Source organism: Yoonia sp. R2331 (genome assembly GCF_041103235.1).
Classification (GTDB): Bacteria; Pseudomonadota; Alphaproteobacteria; order Rhodobacterales; family Rhodobacteraceae; genus CANMYO01.
This window is the reverse complement of the sequence record NZ_JBGCUN010000001.1, coordinates 809,758-830,906: the sequence shown is the minus strand read 5'-3', so window position 1 is coordinate 830,906 and position 21,149 is coordinate 809,758. Positions and strand designations below refer to the sequence as shown.

Here is a 21,149-nt window from a genome sequence, read left to right as displayed (position 1 = left end):
CGGTCAAAACATGCGCGACCGCAGTGGTTTGAGCTTGGATGTGACCAATTTTTCGACAGCCGCGCGTTCAGATGCATCTGCACAGGCTGACAGCGGGATGATCGAGAATTGCCGCTGGTCGATAATCAGGAACAAGGTGTCAGGTGTGATGACGTAGTGGCGGAAATGCGACCACGGCACGTCGTTTTCGCCTTCGGCTGAGGTGACGCCGACGCCCGACGGGGACAGATGCGCCGTGATCGCGGCCTGAAACTTGGGCGCGTTGCGAAAGTAGCCACGCCACATCCTGTCGCGGGCCGCATTTAGTGCCAGGACAGCAACCCCGCCTGCCAAAAGCGCCCAGGGAACGATGCCAGGCACGCCCTGCCACAGCACGAAGGCGGCGAAAGCAGAGAGCAGCCCACCAGCAATCAGATTGCCGGTTGAACCAAGCGCGCGGTGCGCCCAAAGCGCGCGGCAAGCCTGCATGAACCGCCGTTCGGTGATTTCGTAGGTCAATGAATAGGTCGTCATGCGCGCAGGTTAACGCGCACCTCTGCAAGAGTCAGCGGAAAGTAGATGACACGATCCAAGCGGCCTGTGCTGCAAGGAGGTGGGCAAATTGCCCACCCCACAGTGTCAATGCAGGTCCACTGGACCTTTTCTGTTTCGCCTTTGTCCGGGGCTCCGCCCGCTGTAGGCGGAAAAGGTCCACTGGGCCTTTTCTGTTTCGCCTACAGCCCCTTCGCGCGGTAGCTGTCGGCGACCTTGCGGATTGAGACGAGGTAGGCCGCAGTACGCAGGTCGTGCACGTCGTCGCGGCTGTGCCAGACCTCGCGCATCGACTGGTAAGCTGCCCGCATCGTGTCATCGAGGCCAGAGCGCACAAGCTCTAACTCCCCCGCACCGCGCAGGTATTTGTCTTTAAAGTTGGGCGTCATCGACCAGCGGTGTTCCAACATGTCGTCCAGCCGCTCAAGCTCTGCGACGATCAGCTCGTGCCGGGCTTCTTCTGCGCGGCGCTGCATCCGGCCAAAACGGATATGGCTGAGGTTCTTGACCCATTCAAAGTAGCTGACCGTCACACCGCCCGCGTTGGCGTACATGTCGGGAATGATCACGCAGCCCTTGTCGCGCAAGATCTCGTCCGCGCCCGCGGTCACGGGACCATTCGCCGCCTCGATAATCAGCGGGGCCTTGATGCGGTCGGCGTTAGACAGGTTGATCACACCCTCCAGAGCCGCAGGGATCAGGATGTCGCATTCCTGTTCCAGCAGCGCCCCACCATCTGCCTGATGGCTGGCATCGGGATAGCCTGCAACACCGCCATGTTTGAGAATCCACGCGCGGACGGCTTCGACGTCGATCCCGCCCTCGTCATGCAGCGCACCATCACGTTCGATGATACCGGTAATCTTGCTGCCATCTTCGTCGCTGAGGAATTTGGCAGCGTGATAGCCCACGTTGCCAAGGCCCTGCACGATTACGCGCTTGCCTTCCAAGGTGCCTTGCAATCCCGCTGCCGCAATATCTTCGGGATGGCGAAAGAATTCTTGCAGCGCATATTGCACGCCGCGGCCTGTGGCCTCTGTCCGGCCCTGAATGCCCCCGGCATTTACCGGTTTGCCTGTGACACATGCAGCAGAGTTGATGTCGGTGGTGTTCATGCGGCGGTATTGGTCCGCGATCCACGCCATTTCCCGTTCGCCAGTCCCCATATCAGGGGCCGGAACGTTCTGGGATGGGCTGATCAGGTCGCGTTTCGCCAACTCATAGGCGAAACGGCGGGTGATCTGTTCCAACTCATGCTCTTCATACTCGCGCGGGTCGATGCACAATCCACCTTTGGAGCCGCCAAACGGCGCTTCGACCAGAGCGCACTTGAACGTCATGAGCGCGGCCAGCGCTTCAACCTCGTCCTGATTGACACCCAACGCGTAGCGAATACCGCCTTTGACCGGTTCCATATGTTCGGAGTGAACAGAGCGATAACCCGTAAAGGTGTGGATATCGCCGCGTAAACGCACCCCAAACCGCACTGTATAAGTCGCGTTACATACCCTAATCTTTTCTTCCAGGCCCGGGCTAAGGTCCATCAGCGCCACCGCGCGATTAAACATGATGTCAACAGATTCACGAAAACTGGGTTCTGCGTGTTGGGCATTCGAAGCGGCCATGCGTCTATCCTTTTTGATGCAAACCGATGTGCCTAGGGACACATCTTCCCCAGCGTAACAATGATTCGCCGATTTCGCCCAATTTTTCATCGAATTGCGTACAAAGAGTGAATTTTCCTTCTCGCCCCCGTAACCGCGGTCACATCGCCTTTGTCTGATTGTTCAAGAGGCGAGAACACTGATCTCTCATCTGGGGGATTGCATCACAACACGTGGGCAATCTGTGCGATATCGCCCCGCTTTCGCCCAAATTCGGACACAGCGAGATGTTCTTTTCGTCGTTGGTGAAAACCCACACAGGCAGTTTGTGTCTGCTGTGGGTCGCAGCCTTGTATATGGGAACGGAACGATGATGATGTCACAAGCTACGCCTGCCGCAAGACAGATCCGCACGTTGATGAAGCGATTCCGAAAGGAAGAAGACGGCAGCGTCATTGTGCTGACGCTCTTTCTGCTGATTCTGATGCTGATCCTTGGTGGTATGGCCGTTGACTTCATGCGGTTCGAATCGCGGCGCGCATCGCTGCAAGGCTGTATTGACAACGCGGTGCTGGCAGGTGCCGACCTCGACCAGTCCGGCACAAACGCAGAGATTGAAGCCATTGTCGAAGACTGGGCAGAGGCCAACGGCTGCCGGGATGATCTTGATGGTGCACCTGTTGTGACAGGTGATGGCGTCGACTACCGCGAAGTGACTGCCAATGGCGAATTGACACTTGATACCTTCTTCCTGCGCCTCATTGGCACAGACGAGATGACGGCTGTTGCCGCCTCGACCGCCGTGGAAGGTGTGGGCAACATCGAAGTGTCCCTGATTTTGGATATGTCGGGTTCGATGCGCGAAGAAATTCCAGGCTCGGGTGGTGTCACCAGGATGGCGCGCTTGCAGGAGGCCGCGACAGCCTTTGTTGACGCACTTCTGGTGCCTGAAAACGCCGATAAGATATCGATCAACCTGATCCCCTACTCCGAACACGTGAACGCTGGCCCGGATTTGATGGCGCAGTTTAACGTGGACCAACAGCATGGCTTCTCGCACTGCGTGGAATTCCCTGACTCGGCCTACACCTCACTTTCGATCGATGATTCCGCTGCGCTTGATCAAGCACAACATGTGCAATTCAACACTGCCATTGATGTGGACTTCGATGGGCAGGCAGACGACTACTATGACTATTGGAACGATCCCTGGCAGGCAGTTTCCGAGCTGAACCAGCCGGTTTGCCCGCAGCAGACCTATGAACGCATAATCCCGATGACGCAGGACGCCAATGTACTGAACACAGCGATTGGCCAATTCGCACCTCGTTCCGGTACATCAATCTTTATCGGCTTGAAGTGGGGTCTGGCACTGCTGGATCCAGCACACAATGACGAGCTTCTTGCACTGCCGGCCTCCATGCGCGATCCGGCATTTGCCGGCCGTCCGGCAGCCTATAATGCCAACAACGCAGCACAGGGAGCCACAATCAAATATGTGGTCCTGATGTCTGACGGTCAAAACGACAACAGTAGCCGGCTGTATGACTGGGCCTACGACACACCAAGTGAGCGTGCCCATTGGGCTGAGGAGACTTTTCCTTGGTACCGTTCCACCGATTTGGATTGGGAAAGCAGCAACAACTGGCGGTATCAGAAATACAGCTACACTCAGGGTGATACGCTGATGGCGCAAATGTGCACAGAAGCGAAAAAGCCCGAGAACAACGTCACGATTTACACAATTGCGATGGGCACCGACGATGACCCCACAGAAGATGCACGTGGCAAAGCGGCCCTGTCTGCCTGCGCCTCTGGTCCAAGCTTCTACAAGGAAACCAGCGGTGACGAACTGGTGGCGATTTTTGAAGCCATCGCTGAGCAGATCACCGACCTGAGGCTGACCCAATGAACCAGTTGATGACCAAACTCGCTGCTAAACTGCGCGCCTTCCGCGCAGAGGAAGATGGCGCAGGCACGCTGGAATTCATTCTGATCCTGCCGTTCTACCTGATCCTGTTCACCTCGGCTTATGAGGGCGGTGTGCTGTCCACACGCCATGTGATGCTGGAACGGGGTCTGGACGTGACCGTGCGTGAGGTGCGCATCGGGCGGTTGCCTGATCCGACCAATGACAACCTGTCAGCGCGGATTTGTGAAGTTGCGAGCATCATTCCCAATTGCCTGACAAACATCCGGCTTGAGATGCTGGTGCGCGAGCCCCGAAATTTTGCGAATGTTGGCGATATCGACTGTGTCGATCGCACGGTGAACAACCAGCCCGCCGTTGTGTTCAACAACACCGGCGACAACAACGATCTGATGATCCTGCGCGCCTGTGTGCTGTTCGATCCGATGCTGCCGACCTCTGGTCTGGGCAAAGCGATCCCCAAGAAAAGCGGCAGTGCCTATGCGCTTGTTGCCACCTCATCCTATGTGATGGAGCCATTCCAATGATCCCAGCAAATACTTTGATGCGGGCCTTGCGCCGCTGGCGCCAGGAGGAAGAGGGCAGCGTCGCCGTGGAAACACTGCTGATGGTGCCGCTTTTGTCATGGGCCTTCCTGTCAACGCTGGTCTATTTCGATGCCTACCGGACCGAAGCGATCAGCGAACGCGCCGGGCTGACCATCGCCGATATGCTGAGCCGCGAGACCGGTTTCGTGAACAACGACTACATGAATGGCACTGCCGATCTCTTGGAATTCCTGACATTGCATGACAGCAGTCCCGAGCTGCGCGTGACGGTGTTCTACAAGCACACCCATGCCAACGGGAACGAACACCTGCATCGCGTCTGGTCCCGCGTCCGCAACACGACCAAGAGCGCCTTGACCACTGCCGACGTCCGAGCAATTGAAGACAAATTGCCGGAACTTGGCGACGACGAACGCGCGATTTTGGTTGAAACCTGGACGGATTATGATCCGCCGTATGAACCCGTACTGGCAACCGCCCTGAACGGGTTTGAGATGGGAACCTTTACGGTCATCAGCCCGCGTTTCGCCGACTCGGTCTGCTGGAACAACGACCCAAATGAAGATCCGGCCATGTCCCGGTGTTAGGGTGCATCGTCCGAAGATGACAAGCGCAGGGCAATCTGCTCGGCCATGAACTTGGCGGCCCCTGCCCCGGTGATCCCGCCAATGCCAACGCGGCGCCCCAAGCGCCACCACAGCCCCGGGCGCCAGCCGCGGGGCTGAGGCGTCTTGAGGATCAGCGTGAACCCGGTTGATGGCTTGGCGGCCAGCGCGCCCCGGTTGACCGCAGCGATATTGTCGAGCTCTGCCAAGACCTCACCATCGGCCGAGATAACCCCCTCATCTGTCAGCAGAATCTCGTAATCGGCCACACGGCGCATTTGTTCCCCTGCCCAAAGTGACCCTGCCGCCAAAAGCACCATGATCACGGCACCAAGAATGCCGGCGTGGCTGCCAAATGCGAGGTAAAGCAAAAGCGCACCCAACACATAAAGCAGGACAACAGCCAGAAGACGCCGCGAAGCTGCAACGGGAACACGGGCATAGACACCATCGGCATCGGGCTGAAACATCGGGCTGGCCTTATCAGTTGGGTTGACCGGCGTTTACGCCAGCGCAGCGCCAAAGGCCAGCATCAGCGCGGCGGGATCACCTCGTACCCTGGTTCTTCGGGTTCATCGTCGATCATTTCCGACGGAAAACCGGGGGCGACGACTTGCAGGCCTGTGGCTTCTTCGAGGCGGCGGATGATGTCATCGGATTGCGCACGCGGGCCAAAGCGTTTGATCCCATCCGCGAAGATCGACACCATCAACGGGCTGATTTCGAGCGGGACATCATGGGCGCGGGCGATGTCGTCAAAGAGGCCGATGTCCTTCTTCACAAGGTCCATCGTAAAATTTATGTCACGGCAACCGTTGAGGATCATCTGGCTTTCAGTTTCGTGGACGAACGAGGTGCCAGAGCTGATCTTGATCGCTTCATACGTGGTCCCAAGATCCAGCCCTGCCGCCTTCATGGTGACCAGCGCCTCGCACAGTGTCAGCAAGTTTGCCGTCGCCAGATAGTTGGTCATCACTTTCAGCTTGCTGGCAGTCCCCATCGGCCCGGTGTGCAGCACGCGCCGCCCCAGCGTGGTCAGCAGCGGGAGCACCCGCTCAAATGTGTCGCGGTCACAGCCTGCAAAGATGCTGATGTTGCCGGTGTCTGCCCGATGGCAGCCGCCCGACACCGGACATTCAACCGCCGCGCCGCCTTTTTCGGTCACAAGCGCGCCTAGTCGGGCGACATCGGCTGCATCGGTCGTGGACATCTCCATCCAGATCTTGCCGGGGCGCACTTCGGGGATCATCTCGCCCACCACAGCGGCGCAAGCGGCAGGAGACGGCAGGCATGTGATCACCGCCTCGCAGTCGTGCATCAATTGGGCGGGGCTAGTGCCTGCAACCGCACCCCGGTCGACAAACCCCTGCACCAGCGCGGGTTCCAAATCAAAGACTTGCAGATCATGCCCATTGCGCAAAAGGCTGCCCGCCAGCTTTGCGCCCACGTTTCCCAATCCTACAAATCCGACTTTCATGCCTGCATCCTTTTCCCCGTATCAGGATCAGGATGATTGGCCCTGGCAGCGATCGCTGGCCTGATAGCGACGGATTGCATTCGCTTGCAGTCAGGCTGCGACAGCCTTGCGCACCAGTTCGGTGTAAATCTGCTGGACGGCATCAATGTCCAAGCGTCCGTGCGGGTCGTACCAATTGGTGATGCCTGTCAGAAGTGCGATCAGGCCAAGGGTCGTAACGCGCGTGTCGCGCACTGCGAAATCTCCGCTTTCCACGCCTGCGCGCAAGATGTGTTCCAGCGCATCTTCGTATTGACGGCGCATCGCTTCGATCTTGGCGAAATTGCCCACATCAAGGTTGCGCAGTTCCATGTAGGACAGGAACACCTGATCCCGGCGCGGCAGGTGAAAGCGGATGTGAAACCGGGTGAAGCGGTCAAGCGCCGCTGTCGGATCGCCGCTGAGGTCCTCGGACGCGAGGGCGGCCAGCACCTCGTTCATATGGGTCTGCATTAGATCAAAAAGCAGCGACTGCTTGTCGGAGATGTAGTTGTAAAGCGCACCGGCCTGGACGCCGACCTCGCCCGCGATCTGGCGCATCGACACCGCCGCATAGCCGTGCTGGGCGATCAGCCGCAGGGCCGCGTCACGGACCTTAGGGCCGGTTATGTCAGAGTGAGAGCCTTGTTTGCGCGCCATAAAGCCATGTAACTGAACGCGCGTTCATTTGAAAACCCTTCTGGGCGTCTTTCGCACTGGTTTGGAGAAAGCTAAGATGTTTAGGTGCGAATGTGGGACACCGGCGACGTGAAACAATTTCTTTGGATGATCGTGACAATTGTGCCCGCCTGCACGCCCTTTCCCGCGCTTGATAGCAGGATCAGCGCGGATGCGGCCCGCGCGGACTACCCAGCACTTGTGCCACTTGGCCCTGTGCTGGACGCGGCTGCAACAGCAGGAACAGCCCCGCAGGATGCCGGGCTTGATGCCCGGATCGCAGCACTCAATGCACGGGCGGCAGCCCTGCGCGGAGCAGTGGTTGACCCGGCAACGCGCGCGCAGATGCAAAGCGGTGTGACACGCGCCCCGTTGCGGTAGCCCCCCCTTTTCGCTAACGAGACCGCAATCTTTCCTCAGCCCGGAGCCTCTTATGACAAAACCTTTGCGCCTAGGCATTGCTGGACTGGGAACCGTAGGTGTTGGTGTGGTCAAGATCGTGCAGCAACAGGCCGAATTGTTGGCCCGCCGCGCGGGTCGCCCGATCGAGGTTGTGGCGGTCACTGCGCGCAGCAAATCGAAAAACCGCGACGTGGACCTGAGTGGATATGACTGGGAAGATAGCGCCGAGGCGCTCGCGACACGGACAGACGTCGATGTCTTTGTTGAACTGATCGGAGGCGATGAAGGTCCCGCAAAAGACGCTACTGAGGCTGCGTTGAAGGCCGGAAAGGACGTGGTCACCGCCAACAAGGCCCTGCTGGCGATCCACGGCCAAGCACTTGCCGAATTGGCCGAGGGTCAAGGACAAGTCATCCGCTATGAGGCGGCTGTCGCAGGCGGCATCCCAGTAATCAAGGCACTGACCGAGGGTCTGGCCGGGAATGAAATCACCCGGATCATGGGGGTGATGAATGGCAGTTGTAACTATATCCTGACCCGCATGCAGGACGCAGGCCTCAGCTACGAAGCGGTGTTTGACGAGGCCAACCAGCTTGGATTTTTGGAAGCCGACCCCGAACTGGATGTGGGCGGCATTGATGCAGGCCACAAGCTGGCGATCCTGTCCTCGATCGCCTACGGTACGCAGGTCGATTTCCCGGCCATTGCGCTGGAAGGGATCGGATCCGTCACCATTGAAGACATCAATCGCGCTGCCGATATGGGCTATAAAATCAAGCTCTTAGGTGTGTCGCAGATGACCGGGCGCGGGCTGGAACAGCGCATGTCCCCCTGTCTGGTGCCAGAGGGGTCGCCACTTGGGCAATTGCAGGGCGGCACCAATATGGTCGTGCTTGAAGGTGACGCTGTCAGCCAGATCGTGCTGCGTGGTCCCGGAGCTGGCGAAGGCCCCACCGCGAGTGCGGTAATGGGCGATGTGATGGACATTGCACGCGGGGCGCGCGGGACGGTCTTTGGGCAACCTGCGAAGGGGCTGCGCAAGGTGCGCGCGGCACAGGGATCGGTCGCGGCACCGTATTACTTGCGGATGCAATTGGTCGATAAACCCGGTGCGCTTGCCAAGATCGCAACGGTCCTGGGCGATGCGGGTATCTCGATTGATCGGATGCGTCAGTACGACCATGCGGATGATGCCGCGCCGGTTCTGATCGTCACGCACAAGACAACCCGTGCAGCACTCGACGATGCGATTGCAGGCTTTGGCAAGACAGGCGTTGTGGCTGGCGATCCTGTCGCAATCCGTATCGAAGCGGTCTGAGCCGGGTGCTCTGAACTCTCGCGAAAAATCGGGGCGCTGACGGATAGGTTTAGCGCAAACAGTCTTGAGGTTCCCGCCCTGCAAGGGTTTAGGTCAGGCACAACACAAAGGAGCCTGACAATGGCAAATGCCCCTGATTTCAACGACCGCAACCTGTCTCTGGGGCTTGCCCGGGTGTCTGAGGCAGCGGCAATTGCCTGTGCTTCACTGATCGGACGCGGGGATGAAAAGGCGGCAGATCAAGCGGCCGTTGACGCGATGCGCAAACAGTTGAACCGCCTCGATATTGCCGGTGTCGTTGTCATTGGCGAAGGCGAGCGCGACGAAGCACCGATGCTTTTTATTGGTGAAGAGGTTGGCACCGGCAAAGGCCCCGGTGTGGATATCGCGCTTGACCCGCTGGAAGGCACCACGTTGACCGCCAAGGACATGCCAAATGCGCTGGCGGTGATCGCGATGGGTCCGCGCGGGTCGATGCTGCATGCACCGGACGTCTATATGGACAAGCTGGCGATTGGTCCGGGCTTCAAGCCCGGTGTTGTAACGCTGACGATGTCCCCTGCCGAGCGGGTCAGCGCGTTGGCGGCCGCCAAAGGCTGTTCAACCGAAGATATCACCGTTTGTGTGCTCGAACGCCCGCGCCATGATGATATGATCGCCGAATTGCGCAGCACAGGGGCCGCCATCCGCTTGATCACTGATGGGGACGTGGCCGGGGTAATGCATTGTGCAGAGCCAGCAAAAACCGGGATCGATATGTACATGGGCTCTGGCGGGGCACCAGAAGGGGTGTTGGCCGCAGCGGCGTTGAAATGCATGGGTGGTCAAATTTTCGGCAAGCTGCTGTTTCGCAATGATGATGAACGGGGTCGCGCCAGCAAAGCGGGGATCACCAATTTTGACCGGGTTTATACCCGCGACGATATGGTGACCGGCGATGTGATCTTTGCAGCCACAGGGGTGACGGACGGATCGCTGTTGCCGGGGATCAAGCGCGAGGTTGGCTTTGTGACAGCCGAGACGATTCTGATGCGATCCAAGACCGGATCGGTGCGCCACATGATCTATCGCAATCCTGTCGGTTGAGCTGGGCGGCGAGTTTTCGACGAAAATTCGGGCCTCTGGCGGGCATATTTTTGTTCAAAAGAAAGAGCGGTAGCACATCGGCCTGACACCGGATATGGTGGCAGGTGATGAAAGATATGCCAGATATGCCCGCCTTTTTGAATATTGAAACATCTGCCACGGGCCGTCGTTGGGTTGGGCCCAGCGGTGATGAAGACCGTTTGGCCGAAGCGATGGAACAGGACACAGGCCTGCCTGCCCCGCTTTGCCGCATTCTGGCGCGCCGGGGTGTGGCACCGCAAGACGCGGCGACCTTTCTGGCACCGACCTTGCGCGACTTGCTGCCAGATCCGAACGTCCTGCATGATATGGAAAAGGCTGCAGCACGGGTGTTGCAAGCGGTCGCATCCCAAGAGCGGATTGCGATATTTGCAGATTATGATGTGGACGGCGGATCGTCGGCCGCGCTGCTTTTGTCGTGGCTGCGCGATCTAGGTCGCGCCGCAACGCTTTACGTACCGGACCGGATTGACGAAGGGTACGGACCGAATGAGGCCGCGATGGCAGCTTTGGCTGCCGATCACGATCTGATCATTTGTGTCGATTGCGGCACGCTGAGCCATGCACCGATTGCCGCCGCAGTTGGTGCTGATGTGATCGTGTTGGACCACCACTTGGGCGGTGAAACGCTGCCGCCTGCTATGGCCGTGGTCAACCCCAACCGGCAGGACGAAAGTGGTGATCTGGCACATCTGTGTGCGGCAGCTGTGGTCTTTCTGATGCTGGTCGAGGCCAACCGGCAGCTGAAGGCGAGAGGGCAAACTGGCCCTGATCTGATGGCTCTGCTTGATCTGGTCGCACTTGCGACTGTGGCCGATGTCGCCCCGCTGGTGGGCGTCAACCGCGCCTTTGTTCGCCAAGGGTTGGCTGTGATGGCACGGCGATCACGACTGGGATTGAGGGCATTGGCTGATGTAGCCGGGCTTGATACTGCGCCGACATCCTATCACCTCGGGTTCTTGCTAGGCCCGCGCGTCAACGCAGGCGGACGGATCGGCAAGGCGGATCTGGGAGCGCGTCTGTTGGCGACCGACCGTCCGCAAGAGGCCAGCGATTTGGCTGACAAGTTGGATCAGTTGAACACCGAACGCCGCGCGGTCGAGGCTGAGGTGCGCGCGCTGGCGCTGGAACAGGCCGAAACCCGCGGAACCGACGGCGCATTGGTCTGGGCCGCGGCCGATGGCTGGCATCCGGGCGTTGTGGGCATCGTCGCGTCACGTTTGAAGGAAAACACCAACAGACCAGCCATTGTCATTGGTTTCGAAGGGGATATCGGAAAGGGGTCAGGGCGGTCTATGTCCGGCATCGATCTGGGTGCAGCAATCCAGCGTCTGGCTGTCGAAGGGCTGCTGGACAAAGGCGGTGGTCATAAAATGGCTGCCGGACTGACGGTGCAGCGCGACAAGCTGGAACCTGCGATGGCACGGCTGGAAGAGCTTTTGGCGAAACAGGGCGCTGATCAGTTGGGCCCGGCAGATTTACGTCTTGATGGCATCCTGATGCCAGGGGCCGCGACGGTTGAGTTGATCGAAATGATCGAGGCCGCTGGCCCCTTTGGCGCGGGCGCCCCTGCCCCGCGCTTTGCATTTCCTGACTGTCAGATTCACTTTGCCAAGGAGGTCGGTACCGGACACCTGAAAGTCACCTTTGGCGATGGTCTGGGCGCGCGGATTGATGCCATTGCCTTTGGCGCGATGGACGGGCCCCTTGGCCCGATGCTGATCAATCACAAGGGCGCACGGTTCCATTTGGCTGGAAAGCTGGAAATAAATACCTGGCGCGGACGGCAAAGCCCGCAACTGCGGTTGGACGATGCGGCACCCGCCTGAGGCAAGCCAAAATTTGTGCCAATTAGCGGTGAGAATCTACTTGCCCTTGGTCGAGGCTTTCCCTAAAACGCGCCTCACCACGTGCGGTCCCTTCGTCTATCGGTTAGGACGCCAGGTTTTCAACCTGGAAAGAGGGGTTCGATTCCCCTAGGGACTGCCATGGTAACCCCCCAAATACTCAGGTTGTCAGGCGCTTGAACCAGCCCTTTTTCGGGGTGTCGTCTTCTGCATCGTTGTCGTCTTCTTCGCCGGGACCTTCGACGGCTTCCTTGAAGTTGGTAAAGAACTCATCGGCCATCTTTTTGGCGAATCCATCAATGATGCGGCTGCCAAGTTGCGCCAGTTTGCCGCCCACTTTCGCCTCGACATCATAGTGCAGCACAGTTTGATCCCCCGTGGATTCCAGACGCACATCTGCGCCGCCCTTGGCAAAGCCAGCAGGGCCGCCTTTGCCCTCGCCGGTGATGGTCAGCGACGTGGGTTCGTCCCTGTTGGACAGCGTCACAACACCCTTAAAGGTGGCTTTGACCGGCCCTACCTTTTGCACGACAGTGGCAGTGAAACCGTCGTCCGGGTTTCCATCCATTTCGGTGCAACCGGGCACGCAAGCCATTAGCACCTCGCGGTCAAGCAGCGCCGCCCAGACGGTTGCTGCGTCGGCCTCGATGGTTTGGCTATCGCTGAGTTTCATGGCGCGGCTCCTTGGGTTTGATCGTAGGGCTCAGCTTACCGCGCTGTGGCGAATTGGCAATCTGCGGCGGGTCGGCGCATGCATGGCCGTGGCTTTGATGATGGCATGGATCGTTTGGCCCGGTTGCAGGTCCAGCCCCTTGGCCGACCGTCGCGTGATTCGTGCCAGCAAGGGATCACCTGCCGCATCCAGTGCCACGTCGACATAAGCGCTGTCAGCGGCGTGCAGGCTTTGGATGGTGACAGACAGCACATTAAGCGCACTGATGCCAGCGGGTGCTGTTCGGGCAAGGATGATGTCGCGCGCAGGGATACGCAGCTGCAAACCCTGTCCCGGTGCGCCCAGTGCGCCGGGGACAACCAAGGGCCCGGCGCGCGCCTCAAGCGTGGTCATATCGTCAACAGGATCATAACCTGCGACCCGGACCGGCAATATCGACCCGGCCACATCGGCCCCAAGAACCGGGATCAGTGCCGGATCGCTAAGCACCTGCGCAACCGGTCCGGCAGTGACATATGAACCGTCGCGCAACAACACCAGCGTCGTTGCAAGCCGCGCAACTTCGGTGATGTCGTGTGTGACGTAGATAATCGGCACTGCTGCGCTGTTCCGCAGCCGCTCGAGGTATGGCAAGACCTCTGCCTTCCTTGGGGCATCAAGGCTGGACAGAGGTTCGTCCAGCAGCAAAAGCCTTGGGTCCGCCATCAGCGCGCGCCCGATCGCAACGCGTTGGGCTTCGCCCCCGGATAGCTGTCGTGGGTTGCGCCCCAACAGATCACCCAAGGCGAGCATGTCGATGATCCGATCTCGGTCATGCGTGCCGCCGTAGGTCAGGTTTCGCGCCACAGTCAGATGCGGGAATAGCCGTGCGTCTTGAAAGACATAGCCGACGCGCCGCGCCTGCGGTGAGAGGTCAGTGAGGTCCACACCACTTGCGCGGACATGCCCCTTTTCTGGTCTAAGAAGCCCTGCAATTGCCCGCAGCACGCTTGATTTTCCCGCACCCGATGGGCCGAAAAGAACGGTGATACCGCCCGGCGCCTGAAACGCGACATCAAGCGCAAAGCGGCCAAGTTGGTGGCGGATCGAGACGTCAATCATCGTGGCTGCACCCGGCGCGCCAACCATTCACTGGCGATCAATGCACCCATCGCCAAAATGATCGAGATCACCACCAGCGCCGCAACCGCGGGTTCTGCGCCCGGAACCTGCAACAGCGCGTAGATCGCAGAGGGGATCGTCTGGGTCTGACCGGGGATCGCCGCGACAAAGGTGATCGTGGCCCCGAACTCGCCCAGCGCCTTGGCAAAGCCAAGTACGGCACCCGCCAAAATGGCGGGCGCAATCAGCGGCAAGGTCACGGTGCGAAAGATGCGTAGGCGCGATGCACCCAAGGTAGCTGCGGCCTCTTCCAGCCCCGGATCAACAGCTTCAATCCCAAGGCGGATGGCGCGCACCATCAACGGAAAGGCCATGATGCCGGCGGCCAAAGCTGCCCCAGTCCAGCGGAAGGCAAACGTGAGGCCTGTCGCCTCCTTCAACCAACCACCGATCAGCCCATTACCACCCAGAACGACCAGCAAAAGATAGCCGGTCACTACGGGTGGCAGGACAAGCGGCAGGTGCACCAGACCATTGACGATCTGCTTGCCCGCGAATTCCCGACGCGCCAACAAATGTGCGACCGCAATTGCCAGCGGCAAAGCGCACAGCGTGGCCACTACAGAAACCCGAAGCGACAACAGGACCGCTGCCCAGGCGGATGCGTCCAAACCGCCGATCATTGGGCCGTCAGGGGCTGAAAGCCGAAGCTGGCAAAGGTGCTTTGGCCCATGGGTCCGGTCAATTCTGACAGAAAGGATGCAGCACGCGGGTCATCAGAGATCCGCGCCGCAGGATAGATGATTGCGCTATGACTGCCCGCCGGGAAGGTCGCGCGCACGGTGACGCGCGCGTCCGCTGCAGCGTCAGTGGCGTAGGTGATGCCCAAGGGTGCCTCTTGCCGCGCAACAAGCACCAAAGCGGCGCGGACGCTGTCAACCTCGGCCAGCTGGTCCTTTAAACTGGTCCAGAGGCCAAGGCTGTTAAGCGCTTCTTTGGCGTATTGTCCCGCAGGCACGGCCCCGGTCAGACCAACAGCCAGCCGCCCGTCGCCCAGCGCAGCAGAGAGGATATCAGGTTCAAGCCCCAACGGCGGGCCGACCGGCCCTATCAGCACCAGTTCATTGCCCAGCAGATCGACCCGATCCTGCGCCAGATCGCCCAGCGCATCCATCCATTGCGGGTGCGCCAGCACCACAACATCGGCCGGCGCGCCTTGCAAAATCTGGCGCGCCAAGGTCCCGCTGCCGCCGTAGGAAACCACCGTGTCACCAAAATCGGCAGCGATCGCATCCATCGGCTCTTTCAGGCTGGCGGCAGCAAAGACGATCAAGGGATCGGCCCGGGCGACATTCGCCGCCAGCAGCAGCGCTGCACAGATCAATCCTCTTGGCATCATGCGGTGACTATTTCGCCCCGCCCCCCGCTTGGCAAGACCGCGCAGGGCCTGTTAGGTCGAGACACCGAACAAAGGCCGACCCATGCTGATCCTTCGCCTGCTGACAATCACCATTCTGCCGGTTCTGGTGGTGGGCCGTGTCTGGGCCGTGGTGCGCGGACGCGAGGGCTGGGCCGATTTTGTTGCGCGCTGGCGTGGGCCAGCGATGCCAGACGCGGCGATTTGGATCCACGGTGCGAGCGTTGGTGAATTGGCTGCTGCCAAACCGGTGATTGCGGCGCTGTCAGACCACAAGATCGTCGTCACCGCCAACACCACAACCGGCCGCGCGCGGGTTGCCAGTTGGAGTTTGCCAAATGTGACCCCTGCCCTTGCGCCGTTTGATTTTCGCCGCACAGCGCGCCGGATGATGGTCAACGCAGGCGCGCTGATCGTGATCGAAAATGAGCTTTGGCCGCAGCGCATTCTGGCCGCCCACATAGCGCAGGTGCCGGTAATAGTGTTAGGGGCGCGGATGTCGGACCGCTCTGCCCGCCGCTGGGCAAACCTGCCCGGTGTGGCGCGCAATCTGCTTGCGCCGGTCCGCCTTGTTGTACCGCAGGACACCCATTCCAGCGGGCATTTTGCCGCCTTGGGCGTGGATGCCGACGCCCTGACCCCGTCCTTAGCATTAAAATCGGCCTATGTTGCTGATGACAGCGCTTTGCCGGACGCCCTGCGCGTCTTTGAGCGGCAATCGACCGTGCTGGCCGCCTCGACCCATGCAGGCGAAGAGGCCGCCGTCCTTGCTGCCTTTACAATGGCGCGAAAGAACAAGCCCGACCTGCGGTTGATCCTTGCGCCTCGCCACCCCGAACGGGCCACAGAAGTGGCGGCATTGATTAAAGCGCAGGGGGTTGAAATGGCGCAGCGCAGCAAAGGCGACGCGCCCAATGCAGCGGTTTATCTCGCCGATACGCTGGGCGAGATGCCCTTGTGGTATCGTCTGGCAGGAGTGGCTTTTCTAGGCGGGTCGCTGGTGGATCGTGGCGGGCATACGCCGTTTGAGCCCATCGCTTACGGCTGCCCGATCCTGCACGGTCCATTTGTGCGCAATTTTGCCGACAGCTATCACACACTTGATGCTGAAGGCGGCGCTGTTGAGGTCATGGATGCCGACACTTTGGCCGACGCGATGATCGCGCATCTGGATGACGCAGGCCTGGCGGCCCGCGCTCGCGCGCTGTTCCCGCCTGCAGATGTCGCCGCCGTTGTGGACCGGATCAAAGCGATCTTGCCCGCGCCGCCAATTGGCTGACCCGTAACCTTACCGCATCTGAGATTGCGCCATGGCGCGGGCTGTCCCGAAGCATCGTGATCCAGTGGTCGGGTGGCGTTTTTACCCGGCGCTGTCCGGTCCAGCACAAATCGCGCAAAACGGCCTGCCCCGCTTGTGGCAAAGCGTCCGGTATCTGCAAGCAATTCAATGTGGCCCAGACCCCAGTCCAGCAGCGGCCGACGGACCACGGGTTATAGCCGCCGCCGCCCAGCACCATCAGACGCGGCGCCATGTTCATCAGCGCCGCCACCGTCGACCAATGCGCATTATTGGACCAAGCCAGCCGCGATTGCGGGTCTTCGTCCAGCGCATCCGCCCCGCATTGCAGCACGATTGCATCGGGGCGAAAATGCTGCACCGCAGGCAAGATCACCGCGTCCCGCGCCAAGGCCATGTCATCGTCATGCGCACCCTTGGGCATCGGCAGGTTCAAAACCTGCCCCACGCCGACATCATCCAATGCACCCGTACGCGGCCAACGGTTTTCCTCGTGCGTGGACACCAACAGCGTGTCGGGGTCGTCGCGGAAGGCCAGCTCAACCCCGTCAGGGTGATGCGCATCAATATCCACATAGGCCACCCGCTGCACGCCATTGCGACGCAGCGATTGGATCGCCAGCACCGGGTCGTTGAGATAACAAAACCCGTTTGCCCGATCCGGTAGCCCGTGGTGGGTGCCACCCGCTGGCGCATAGATCACGCCACCGTCGCGCAACATCTCACCTGCCAGCATCGCGGCCCCGGCAGAGGTCGCCGGGCGACGGTACATCTGCGCAAAGACCGGGTTGTCATGGGTGCCCAGCCCGTGCCGTGCACGAACCACATCGGTGACAGCTTGCTCCGCCTCGGCCTGTTGCAAGGCTGTCACGTAGGCGGGTGTATGAAAGCTGTGCAGGGCTGCGGGTTTTGCACGCGGGCTGTTGACGTATTGCGCATCCGGCAGCCAGCCCAGCGCACGCGCAAGGTCCATCACGGTGCTCACCCGCGGCACCCGCAGCGGATGCTGTGCGCCATAGCTGGAATGGCGATAAATCTCGGACCCGATGAAACGGGGGATGGTCATGGCTTTTGCCTTGGCGCTAAAATGCAGCTGAACCAAGGACGTAATGCATTTGAAACAGCCCGCAATACAGAAATCAGCCAACACAAGAAACGGACAGCTGCCGCTCAAGCTGCGCGCGGGCGGCAAAACCGACGTGCGTACCCAATTTGCAGCACTGTGCTATCGGTTTGAAGCGGACAAGTTGAAAGTCTGCATCGTCACCTCACGCCGGTCCAAACGCTGGATTCTGCCGAAGGGCTGGCCGATGCACAAGGAAACGCCCGCTGACGCCGCCGCGACCGAGGCCTGGGAAGAGGCAGGGCTAACCGGCCGTCCGATTGACCGCTGTCTTGGTGTTTATGCCTATGTAAAAACCATGTCCAAATCGCTCGCCCCTGTGGTGGTGATGGTCTACCCGCTTGAGGTGCACGAAGAGCACGACAAATGGCCCGAGCGCAAACAGCGCAAGCGCAAGTGGCTGTCGCCCAAAAAGGCGGCAAAGCGGCTGGCAGAGCCTGAATTGCGGCGCATCGTGGCCGGTTTTGATCCCGCCACTTTGCCGTGAGCCCGCTTGATTGCTCGCGCTCAGGGCTTAGGTCTTGCAGCAGAACACCTTGCCCGCGTAGAACCCAACGATGATCAAGTACACCTTGCAATGTGACCAGTCCCACCAGTTCGAAAGCTGGTTTCAGAACGCCGCCGCCTTTGAAAAGCTGCTGGGTGCCGGGATGGTGCAATGTGCCGACTGCGGGACGACCAAGGTGACCAAATCGCTGATGGCCCCGGCAGTCCCGAAGAAAGGTGGCGTGACGCCTCCCAAAGCCCCTTTGGAAAAGATGCGAGAGCATGTAGAGGCCAATTCCGACTATGTCGGCCTGTCATTTGCTCAAGAAGCGCGTGATATGCACGACGGGTTGATCCCCGAGCGCGCGATCTATGGCGAGGCCAATCCGAAAGAGGCCAAAAAGCTGATCCAAGACGGTGTGCCGGTCCTGCCCCTGCCCTTTATTCCCAGCAAGAAAGCGAACTGATGCGGGTTGTGATCACTGGCGCGAACCGCGGCATTGGCCGTGGGCTTTATGACCTTTATGCTGATCGTGGCGACGTGCTGGGCACGCATCGCGCAGCACCTTCACCGGGGTTTGCGCAGCTTGATGTGACCGACACCGCCAGCCAGTCCGCCTTTGCCGCGTCGCTAAATGGCGCACCTGTTGATCTGTTGGTGTGCAACGCGGGTGTCTATCTGGATAAGGGCGCGTCACTGGATGACGACTATCCGGCGTCTCAGTGGGCCGATACTTTCGCGGCCAACGTCACAGGGGTCTTTTTAACGATCCAAGGGCTATTGCCGAACCTGCGCGCGGCGAAAGGCAAAATCGCGATCATTTCCAGTCAGATGGCATCGGACACGCGGGCACCGGGCGGCAGCTATATCTATCGCGCCTCCAAGGCGGCGGTGCTTAATCTTGGTCGCAATCTGGCGAGCGATCTGCGCACCGACGGGATTGCTGTTGGCATCTATCATCCCGGCTGGGTCCGGACGGATATGGGCAGCAATGCCGCCGAAATCTCAGTAGAAGAAGCCGCATCCGGCCTGATGGCGCGCTTTGATGCGCTTTCGCTGGACACAACCGGTTGCTTCCAGACTTGGGATGGCCGCGACCACCCCTACTAGACGTCGAAACGGCCCTGTTCGGTGTTCTTGTTCAGATCGGCGGCTGCAAAGACCCGCCCGTTCATGACGCCATAGGCCCCCTCTGGCAGCATTTGCGCAGCCAACACAGCGCCACCAAGGTTAAATATCCCGTCCGATTGGCTGAGTGAATGGGGACGCATGGCGCCCGTAAATACCACGGTCTTGCCGCTAATCCGTTCGGCCACCCAGCGCGCGCTTTGACCCATCGTGCCGGTCCCGTGGGTGACAACTAGCGCGGGTTCATGCGCGTCTTGAATGGCAGCAACTATCGCGTCACGGTCTGCGTCATCGAAATCAAGGCTGTCTTTCAGCATGATCCGCTGCACCGCGGGAAAATGGCAGCGCCCGATCGCCAGAATTTCCGGGATATGGGTGGCGTTATCGCGCGCAAATGCCAGCGATTCCGTCATCGGGTCATGCACCTTGTCGATGGTGCCGCCGGTCACGATGATCCTGACATCCCTGTGCATGATTTGCCCTTTCGCTTTGGGGCAGCTTTGCCGCAGGCCAGCGGCTTTGTAAACCGATGCGCATTGCCCTTGGGCGGCCTTGGGGCTAAAGGGGCGCAACGCGAACACCAGACCGGGGCTGAGATGCCGACACTCGTGATGAAATTCGGCGGAACATCCGTCGCCAACCTCGACCGGATCGCCCGTGCGGCCAAGCGCGTGTCGCTGGAAGTGGCCAAAGGGTACGATGTGATCGTCATTGTGTCGGCCATGTCGGGCAAGACCAATGAGCTGGTCGGTTGGGTCGGTGAAACGTCCCCGCTTTATGACGCGCGCGAATATGATGCCGTTGTTTCATCGGGGGAGAATGTCACAGCAGGCCTGATGGCGCTGCGCTTGCAGGAAATGGATATCCCCGCGCGCAGTTGGCAAGGTTGGCAAGTGCCGGTTCAAACCACTTCCGCCCATTCCAGCGCCCGGATCGAGGATATCCCCCCAGAAAACATCCGCGCCAAGTTTGCCGAAGGTATGCGCGTGGCTGTGGTCGCAGGGTTTCAGGGCGTCAGCCCAGAAGGGCGGATCACCACGCTGGGGCGTGGCGGGTCAGACACCACCGCCGTCGCCTTTGCCGCCGCGTTTGAGGCCGAACGTTGTGACATCTACACCGACGTCGATGGCGTCTACACGACCGACCCGCGCATCACCAGCAAAGCCCGCAAGCTCGACAAGATCGCGTTCGAGGAAATGCTGGAACTGGCATCCCTAGGGGCAAAAGTGTTGCAAACCCGCTCGGTCGAGCTGGCCATGCGCTACAAGGTGCGGCTGCGGGTGCTAAGTTCGTTCGAAGAGCCGTCAGATGACGCAGGCACGCTGGTCTGCGCAGAGGAAGAAATCATGGAAAGCAATGTCGTGGCCGGTGTGGCCTATTCGCGTGATGAAGCAAAGATGACCCTGATCTCGGTGGCCGACCGCCCAGGCATTGCGGCAGCGATTTTTGGTCCGCTGGCGGAGGCGGGCGTCAACGTCGACATGATCGTGCAGAACATCTCGGAAGACGGGCGCACCGATATGACGTTTTCATGCCCCACCGATCAGGTCAAACGTGCCGAGGCCGCAATGCAGGCGGCCAAGGACAGCGGCGAGATCAATTATCACGATCTGGTGGCCGACACGGATGTTGCGAAAGTCAGCATTGTCGGCATCGGCATGCGGTCGCACGCTGGCGTGGCCGCCAAAATGTTTGCCACACTGCGTGACGAGGGTGTGAACATCAAGGTCATCACCACGTCCGAGATCAAAGTCAGCGTTCTGATCGACCGCAAGTACATGGAACTAGCGGTGCAGTCCCTGCACGATGCGTTTGATTTGGAAAAGTCGGCATAGGGGCA

23 protein-coding genes and 1 tRNA gene are annotated in these 21,149 nt (G+C 60.0%); 13 read left to right on the top strand and 11 right to left on the bottom strand.

Annotated elements, in window-relative coordinates; all coding sequences use genetic code 11:
- Positions 1-3: 3 nt before the first annotated feature.
- Together AB3Y40_RS04210 and AB3Y40_RS04205 are read right to left on the bottom strand one after the other, a co-directional pair.
- Positions 4-513 carry a YcxB family protein gene (locus AB3Y40_RS04210; RefSeq protein ID WP_369437549.1) on the bottom strand — a complete coding sequence of 170 codons (510 nt, stop codon included), beginning with the start codon at positions 511-513 and terminating at the stop codon, positions 4-6.
- Between the two features lie 200 nt (positions 514-713).
- The gene (locus AB3Y40_RS04205; protein WP_369437548.1) at positions 714-2,156 is read right to left on the bottom strand and encodes a Glu/Leu/Phe/Val family dehydrogenase; all 1,443 of its coding nucleotides are present in this window, start codon (positions 2,154-2,156) and stop codon (positions 714-716) included.
- Between the two features lie 352 nt (positions 2,157-2,508).
- On the opposite strand from AB3Y40_RS04205, the gene AB3Y40_RS04200 reads away from it, so the two are divergent.
- From AB3Y40_RS04200 to AB3Y40_RS04190, 3 genes are read left to right on the top strand one after another with little or no spacing between them, the layout of a single operon-like run.
- Positions 2,509-4,047: a vWA domain-containing protein gene (locus AB3Y40_RS04200; RefSeq protein WP_369437547.1), complete on the top strand. Its 1,539-nt coding sequence runs from the start codon at positions 2,509-2,511 to the stop codon at positions 4,045-4,047.
- Between the two features lie 8 nt (positions 4,048-4,055).
- Positions 4,056-4,592, top strand: a complete 537-nt coding sequence (locus AB3Y40_RS04195; protein ID WP_369437546.1) for a TadE/TadG family type IV pilus assembly protein — start codon at positions 4,056-4,058, stop codon at positions 4,590-4,592.
- The gene (locus tag AB3Y40_RS04190; RefSeq protein ID WP_369437545.1) at positions 4,589-5,200 is read left to right on the top strand and encodes a TadE/TadG family type IV pilus assembly protein; all 612 of its coding nucleotides are present in this window, start codon (positions 4,589-4,591) and stop codon (positions 5,198-5,200) included. The genes AB3Y40_RS04195 and AB3Y40_RS04190 overlap by 4 nt, the downstream gene beginning before the upstream one ends.
- Here AB3Y40_RS04190 and AB3Y40_RS04185 read toward each other — a convergent pair.
- The 3 genes from AB3Y40_RS04185 to AB3Y40_RS04175 all read right to left on the bottom strand — a co-directional run bounded on the left by AB3Y40_RS04185 (position 5,197) and on the right by AB3Y40_RS04175 (position 7,373).
- Complete coding sequence (locus tag AB3Y40_RS04185; protein WP_369437544.1) at positions 5,197-5,688, bottom strand: hypothetical protein; 492 nt, start codon at positions 5,686-5,688, stop codon at positions 5,197-5,199. The two genes, AB3Y40_RS04190 and AB3Y40_RS04185, sit on opposite strands and share 4 nt — an antisense overlap.
- 62 nt (positions 5,689-5,750) lie before the next feature.
- Positions 5,751-6,695 carry an NAD(P)-dependent oxidoreductase gene (locus AB3Y40_RS04180; protein WP_369437543.1) on the bottom strand — a complete coding sequence of 315 codons (945 nt, stop codon included), beginning with the start codon at positions 6,693-6,695 and terminating at the stop codon, positions 5,751-5,753.
- A gap of 90 nt (positions 6,696-6,785) precedes the next feature.
- On the bottom strand, positions 6,786-7,373 hold the full coding sequence (locus AB3Y40_RS04175) for a TetR/AcrR family transcriptional regulator (RefSeq protein ID WP_369437542.1): 588 nt from the start codon (positions 7,371-7,373) through the stop codon (positions 6,786-6,788).
- 108 nt (positions 7,374-7,481) lie between these two features.
- Here AB3Y40_RS04175 and AB3Y40_RS04170 point away from each other — a divergent pair, with 108 nt between their 5' ends.
- The 5 genes from AB3Y40_RS04170 (at position 7,482) to AB3Y40_RS04150 (ending at position 12,225) form a co-directional block, all read left to right on the top strand.
- The gene (locus AB3Y40_RS04170) at positions 7,482-7,772 is read left to right on the top strand and encodes a hypothetical protein (protein ID WP_369437541.1); all 291 of its coding nucleotides are present in this window, start codon (positions 7,482-7,484) and stop codon (positions 7,770-7,772) included.
- 52 nt (positions 7,773-7,824) lie between these two features.
- Positions 7,825-9,111, top strand: coding sequence for a homoserine dehydrogenase (locus AB3Y40_RS04165; protein WP_369437540.1), 1,287 nt, complete (start codon positions 7,825-7,827; stop codon positions 9,109-9,111).
- 120 nt (positions 9,112-9,231) lie between these two features.
- The gene (gene glpX, locus AB3Y40_RS04160) at positions 9,232-10,197 is read left to right on the top strand and encodes a class II fructose-bisphosphatase (protein WP_369437539.1); all 966 of its coding nucleotides are present in this window, start codon (positions 9,232-9,234) and stop codon (positions 10,195-10,197) included.
- Between the two features lie 107 nt (positions 10,198-10,304).
- Positions 10,305-12,065: a single-stranded-DNA-specific exonuclease RecJ gene (gene recJ / locus AB3Y40_RS04155; protein WP_369437538.1), complete on the top strand. Its 1,761-nt coding sequence runs from the start codon at positions 10,305-10,307 to the stop codon at positions 12,063-12,065.
- Between the two features lie 85 nt (positions 12,066-12,150).
- Positions 12,151-12,225: transfer RNA gene (locus tag AB3Y40_RS04150), tRNA-Glu, on the top strand.
- An 18-nt stretch (positions 12,226-12,243) separates the two neighbouring features.
- On the opposite strand, the gene AB3Y40_RS04145 is transcribed toward AB3Y40_RS04150, so the two are convergent.
- The 4 genes from AB3Y40_RS04145 to modA are packed head-to-tail and all read right to left on the bottom strand — an operon-like array spanning position 12,244 to position 15,256.
- A complete protein-coding gene (locus AB3Y40_RS04145; protein ID WP_369437537.1) occupies positions 12,244-12,756 on the bottom strand; it encodes a CoxG family protein in 513 nt (170 codons plus the stop codon).
- A gap of 30 nt (positions 12,757-12,786) precedes the next feature.
- The gene (modC, locus tag AB3Y40_RS04140) at positions 12,787-13,884 is read right to left on the bottom strand and encodes a molybdenum ABC transporter ATP-binding protein (RefSeq protein WP_369437536.1); all 1,098 of its coding nucleotides are present in this window, start codon (positions 13,882-13,884) and stop codon (positions 12,787-12,789) included.
- Positions 13,854-14,540, bottom strand: a complete 687-nt coding sequence (modB, locus tag AB3Y40_RS04135; RefSeq protein WP_369437535.1) for a molybdate ABC transporter permease subunit — start codon at positions 14,538-14,540, stop codon at positions 13,854-13,856. The genes modC and modB overlap by 31 nt, the downstream gene beginning before the upstream one ends.
- Positions 14,537-15,256: a molybdate ABC transporter substrate-binding protein gene (gene modA, locus AB3Y40_RS04130; RefSeq protein ID WP_369437534.1), complete on the bottom strand. Its 720-nt coding sequence runs from the start codon at positions 15,254-15,256 to the stop codon at positions 14,537-14,539. The genes modB and modA overlap by 4 nt, the downstream gene beginning before the upstream one ends.
- A gap of 82 nt (positions 15,257-15,338) precedes the next feature.
- Between modA and AB3Y40_RS04125 the strand changes: the two genes are divergently transcribed.
- The gene (locus tag AB3Y40_RS04125) at positions 15,339-16,553 is read left to right on the top strand and encodes a 3-deoxy-D-manno-octulosonic acid transferase (protein WP_369437533.1); all 1,215 of its coding nucleotides are present in this window, start codon (positions 15,339-15,341) and stop codon (positions 16,551-16,553) included.
- On the opposite strand, the gene AB3Y40_RS04120 is transcribed toward AB3Y40_RS04125, so the two are convergent.
- Entirely contained in the window at positions 16,519-17,637 is a 1,119-nt protein-coding gene (locus AB3Y40_RS04120; RefSeq protein ID WP_369437532.1) for an acetoin utilization protein AcuC, read from the bottom strand. The two genes, AB3Y40_RS04125 and AB3Y40_RS04120, sit on opposite strands and share 35 nt — an antisense overlap.
- A 43-nt stretch (positions 17,638-17,680) precedes the next feature.
- Here AB3Y40_RS04120 and AB3Y40_RS04115 point away from each other — a divergent pair, with 43 nt between their 5' ends.
- The 3 genes from AB3Y40_RS04115 to AB3Y40_RS04105 all read left to right on the top strand — a co-directional run bounded on the left by AB3Y40_RS04115 (position 17,681) and on the right by AB3Y40_RS04105 (position 19,291).
- Positions 17,681-18,181 carry an NUDIX hydrolase gene (locus AB3Y40_RS04115; protein ID WP_369437531.1) on the top strand — a complete coding sequence of 167 codons (501 nt, stop codon included), beginning with the start codon at positions 17,681-17,683 and terminating at the stop codon, positions 18,179-18,181.
- 70 nt (positions 18,182-18,251) lie between these two features.
- Positions 18,252-18,647, top strand: coding sequence for a DUF1178 family protein (locus tag AB3Y40_RS04110; protein ID WP_369437530.1), 396 nt, complete (start codon positions 18,252-18,254; stop codon positions 18,645-18,647).
- Positions 18,647-19,291, top strand: coding sequence for an SDR family NAD(P)-dependent oxidoreductase (locus AB3Y40_RS04105; RefSeq protein WP_369437529.1), 645 nt, complete (start codon positions 18,647-18,649; stop codon positions 19,289-19,291). Before AB3Y40_RS04110 ends, AB3Y40_RS04105 begins: the two co-directional genes overlap by 1 nt.
- On the opposite strand, the gene AB3Y40_RS04100 is transcribed toward AB3Y40_RS04105, so the two are convergent.
- The gene (locus AB3Y40_RS04100; protein ID WP_369437528.1) at positions 19,288-19,782 is read right to left on the bottom strand and encodes an asparaginase domain-containing protein; all 495 of its coding nucleotides are present in this window, start codon (positions 19,780-19,782) and stop codon (positions 19,288-19,290) included. The genes AB3Y40_RS04105 and AB3Y40_RS04100 overlap by 4 nt on opposite strands.
- Before the next feature lie 123 nt (positions 19,783-19,905).
- On the opposite strand from AB3Y40_RS04100, the gene AB3Y40_RS04095 reads away from it, so the two are divergent.
- Positions 19,906-21,144 (top strand): aspartate kinase, encoded by a 1,239-nt coding sequence (locus tag AB3Y40_RS04095; protein ID WP_369439599.1) that lies wholly within the window; start codon positions 19,906-19,908, stop codon positions 21,142-21,144.
- Positions 21,145-21,149: the final 5 nt, after the last annotated feature.

What these genes read in the sequence shown, in the direction of transcription:
- AB3Y40_RS04210 (WP_369437549.1), bottom strand. Translation starts at nt 513, where the DNA reads ATGACGACCTATTCATTGACCTACGAAATCACCGAACGGCGGTTCATG.
- AB3Y40_RS04205 (WP_369437548.1), bottom strand. Translation starts at nt 2,156, where the DNA reads ATGGCCGCTTCGAATGCCCAACACGCAGAACCCAGTTTTCGTGAATCT.
- AB3Y40_RS04200 (WP_369437547.1), top strand. Translation starts at nt 2,509, where the DNA reads ATGATGTCACAAGCTACGCCTGCCGCAAGACAGATCCGCACGTTGATG.
- AB3Y40_RS04195 (WP_369437546.1), top strand. Translation starts at nt 4,056, where the DNA reads ATGACCAAACTCGCTGCTAAACTGCGCGCCTTCCGCGCAGAGGAAGAT.
- AB3Y40_RS04190 (WP_369437545.1), top strand. Translation starts at nt 4,589, where the DNA reads ATGATCCCAGCAAATACTTTGATGCGGGCCTTGCGCCGCTGGCGCCAG.
- AB3Y40_RS04185 (WP_369437544.1), bottom strand. Translation starts at nt 5,688, where the DNA reads ATGTTTCAGCCCGATGCCGATGGTGTCTATGCCCGTGTTCCCGTTGCA.
- AB3Y40_RS04180 (WP_369437543.1), bottom strand. Translation starts at nt 6,695, where the DNA reads ATGAAAGTCGGATTTGTAGGATTGGGAAACGTGGGCGCAAAGCTGGCG.
- AB3Y40_RS04175 (WP_369437542.1), bottom strand. Translation starts at nt 7,373, where the DNA reads ATGGCGCGCAAACAAGGCTCTCACTCTGACATAACCGGCCCTAAGGTC.
- AB3Y40_RS04165 (WP_369437540.1), top strand. Translation starts at nt 7,825, where the DNA reads ATGACAAAACCTTTGCGCCTAGGCATTGCTGGACTGGGAACCGTAGGT.
- glpX (WP_369437539.1), top strand. Translation starts at nt 9,232, where the DNA reads ATGGCAAATGCCCCTGATTTCAACGACCGCAACCTGTCTCTGGGGCTT.
- recJ (WP_369437538.1), top strand. Translation starts at nt 10,305, where the DNA reads ATGAAAGATATGCCAGATATGCCCGCCTTTTTGAATATTGAAACATCT.
- AB3Y40_RS04145 (WP_369437537.1), bottom strand. Translation starts at nt 12,756, where the DNA reads ATGAAACTCAGCGATAGCCAAACCATCGAGGCCGACGCAGCAACCGTC.
- modC (WP_369437536.1), bottom strand. Translation starts at nt 13,884, where the DNA reads ATGGTTGGCGCGCCGGGTGCAGCCACGATGATTGACGTCTCGATCCGC.
- modB (WP_369437535.1), bottom strand. Translation starts at nt 14,540, where the DNA reads ATGATCGGCGGTTTGGACGCATCCGCCTGGGCAGCGGTCCTGTTGTCG.
- modA (WP_369437534.1), bottom strand. Translation starts at nt 15,256, where the DNA reads ATGATGCCAAGAGGATTGATCTGTGCAGCGCTGCTGCTGGCGGCGAAT.
- AB3Y40_RS04125 (WP_369437533.1), top strand. Translation starts at nt 15,339, where the DNA reads ATGCTGATCCTTCGCCTGCTGACAATCACCATTCTGCCGGTTCTGGTG.
- AB3Y40_RS04120 (WP_369437532.1), bottom strand. Translation starts at nt 17,637, where the DNA reads ATGACCATCCCCCGTTTCATCGGGTCCGAGATTTATCGCCATTCCAGC.
- AB3Y40_RS04115 (WP_369437531.1), top strand. Translation starts at nt 17,681, where the DNA reads ATGCATTTGAAACAGCCCGCAATACAGAAATCAGCCAACACAAGAAAC.
- AB3Y40_RS04110 (WP_369437530.1), top strand. Translation starts at nt 18,252, where the DNA reads ATGATCAAGTACACCTTGCAATGTGACCAGTCCCACCAGTTCGAAAGC.
- AB3Y40_RS04105 (WP_369437529.1), top strand. Translation starts at nt 18,647, where the DNA reads ATGCGGGTTGTGATCACTGGCGCGAACCGCGGCATTGGCCGTGGGCTT.
- AB3Y40_RS04100 (WP_369437528.1), bottom strand. Translation starts at nt 19,782, where the DNA reads ATGCACAGGGATGTCAGGATCATCGTGACCGGCGGCACCATCGACAAG.
- AB3Y40_RS04095 (WP_369439599.1), top strand. Translation starts at nt 19,906, where the DNA reads ATGCCGACACTCGTGATGAAATTCGGCGGAACATCCGTCGCCAACCTC.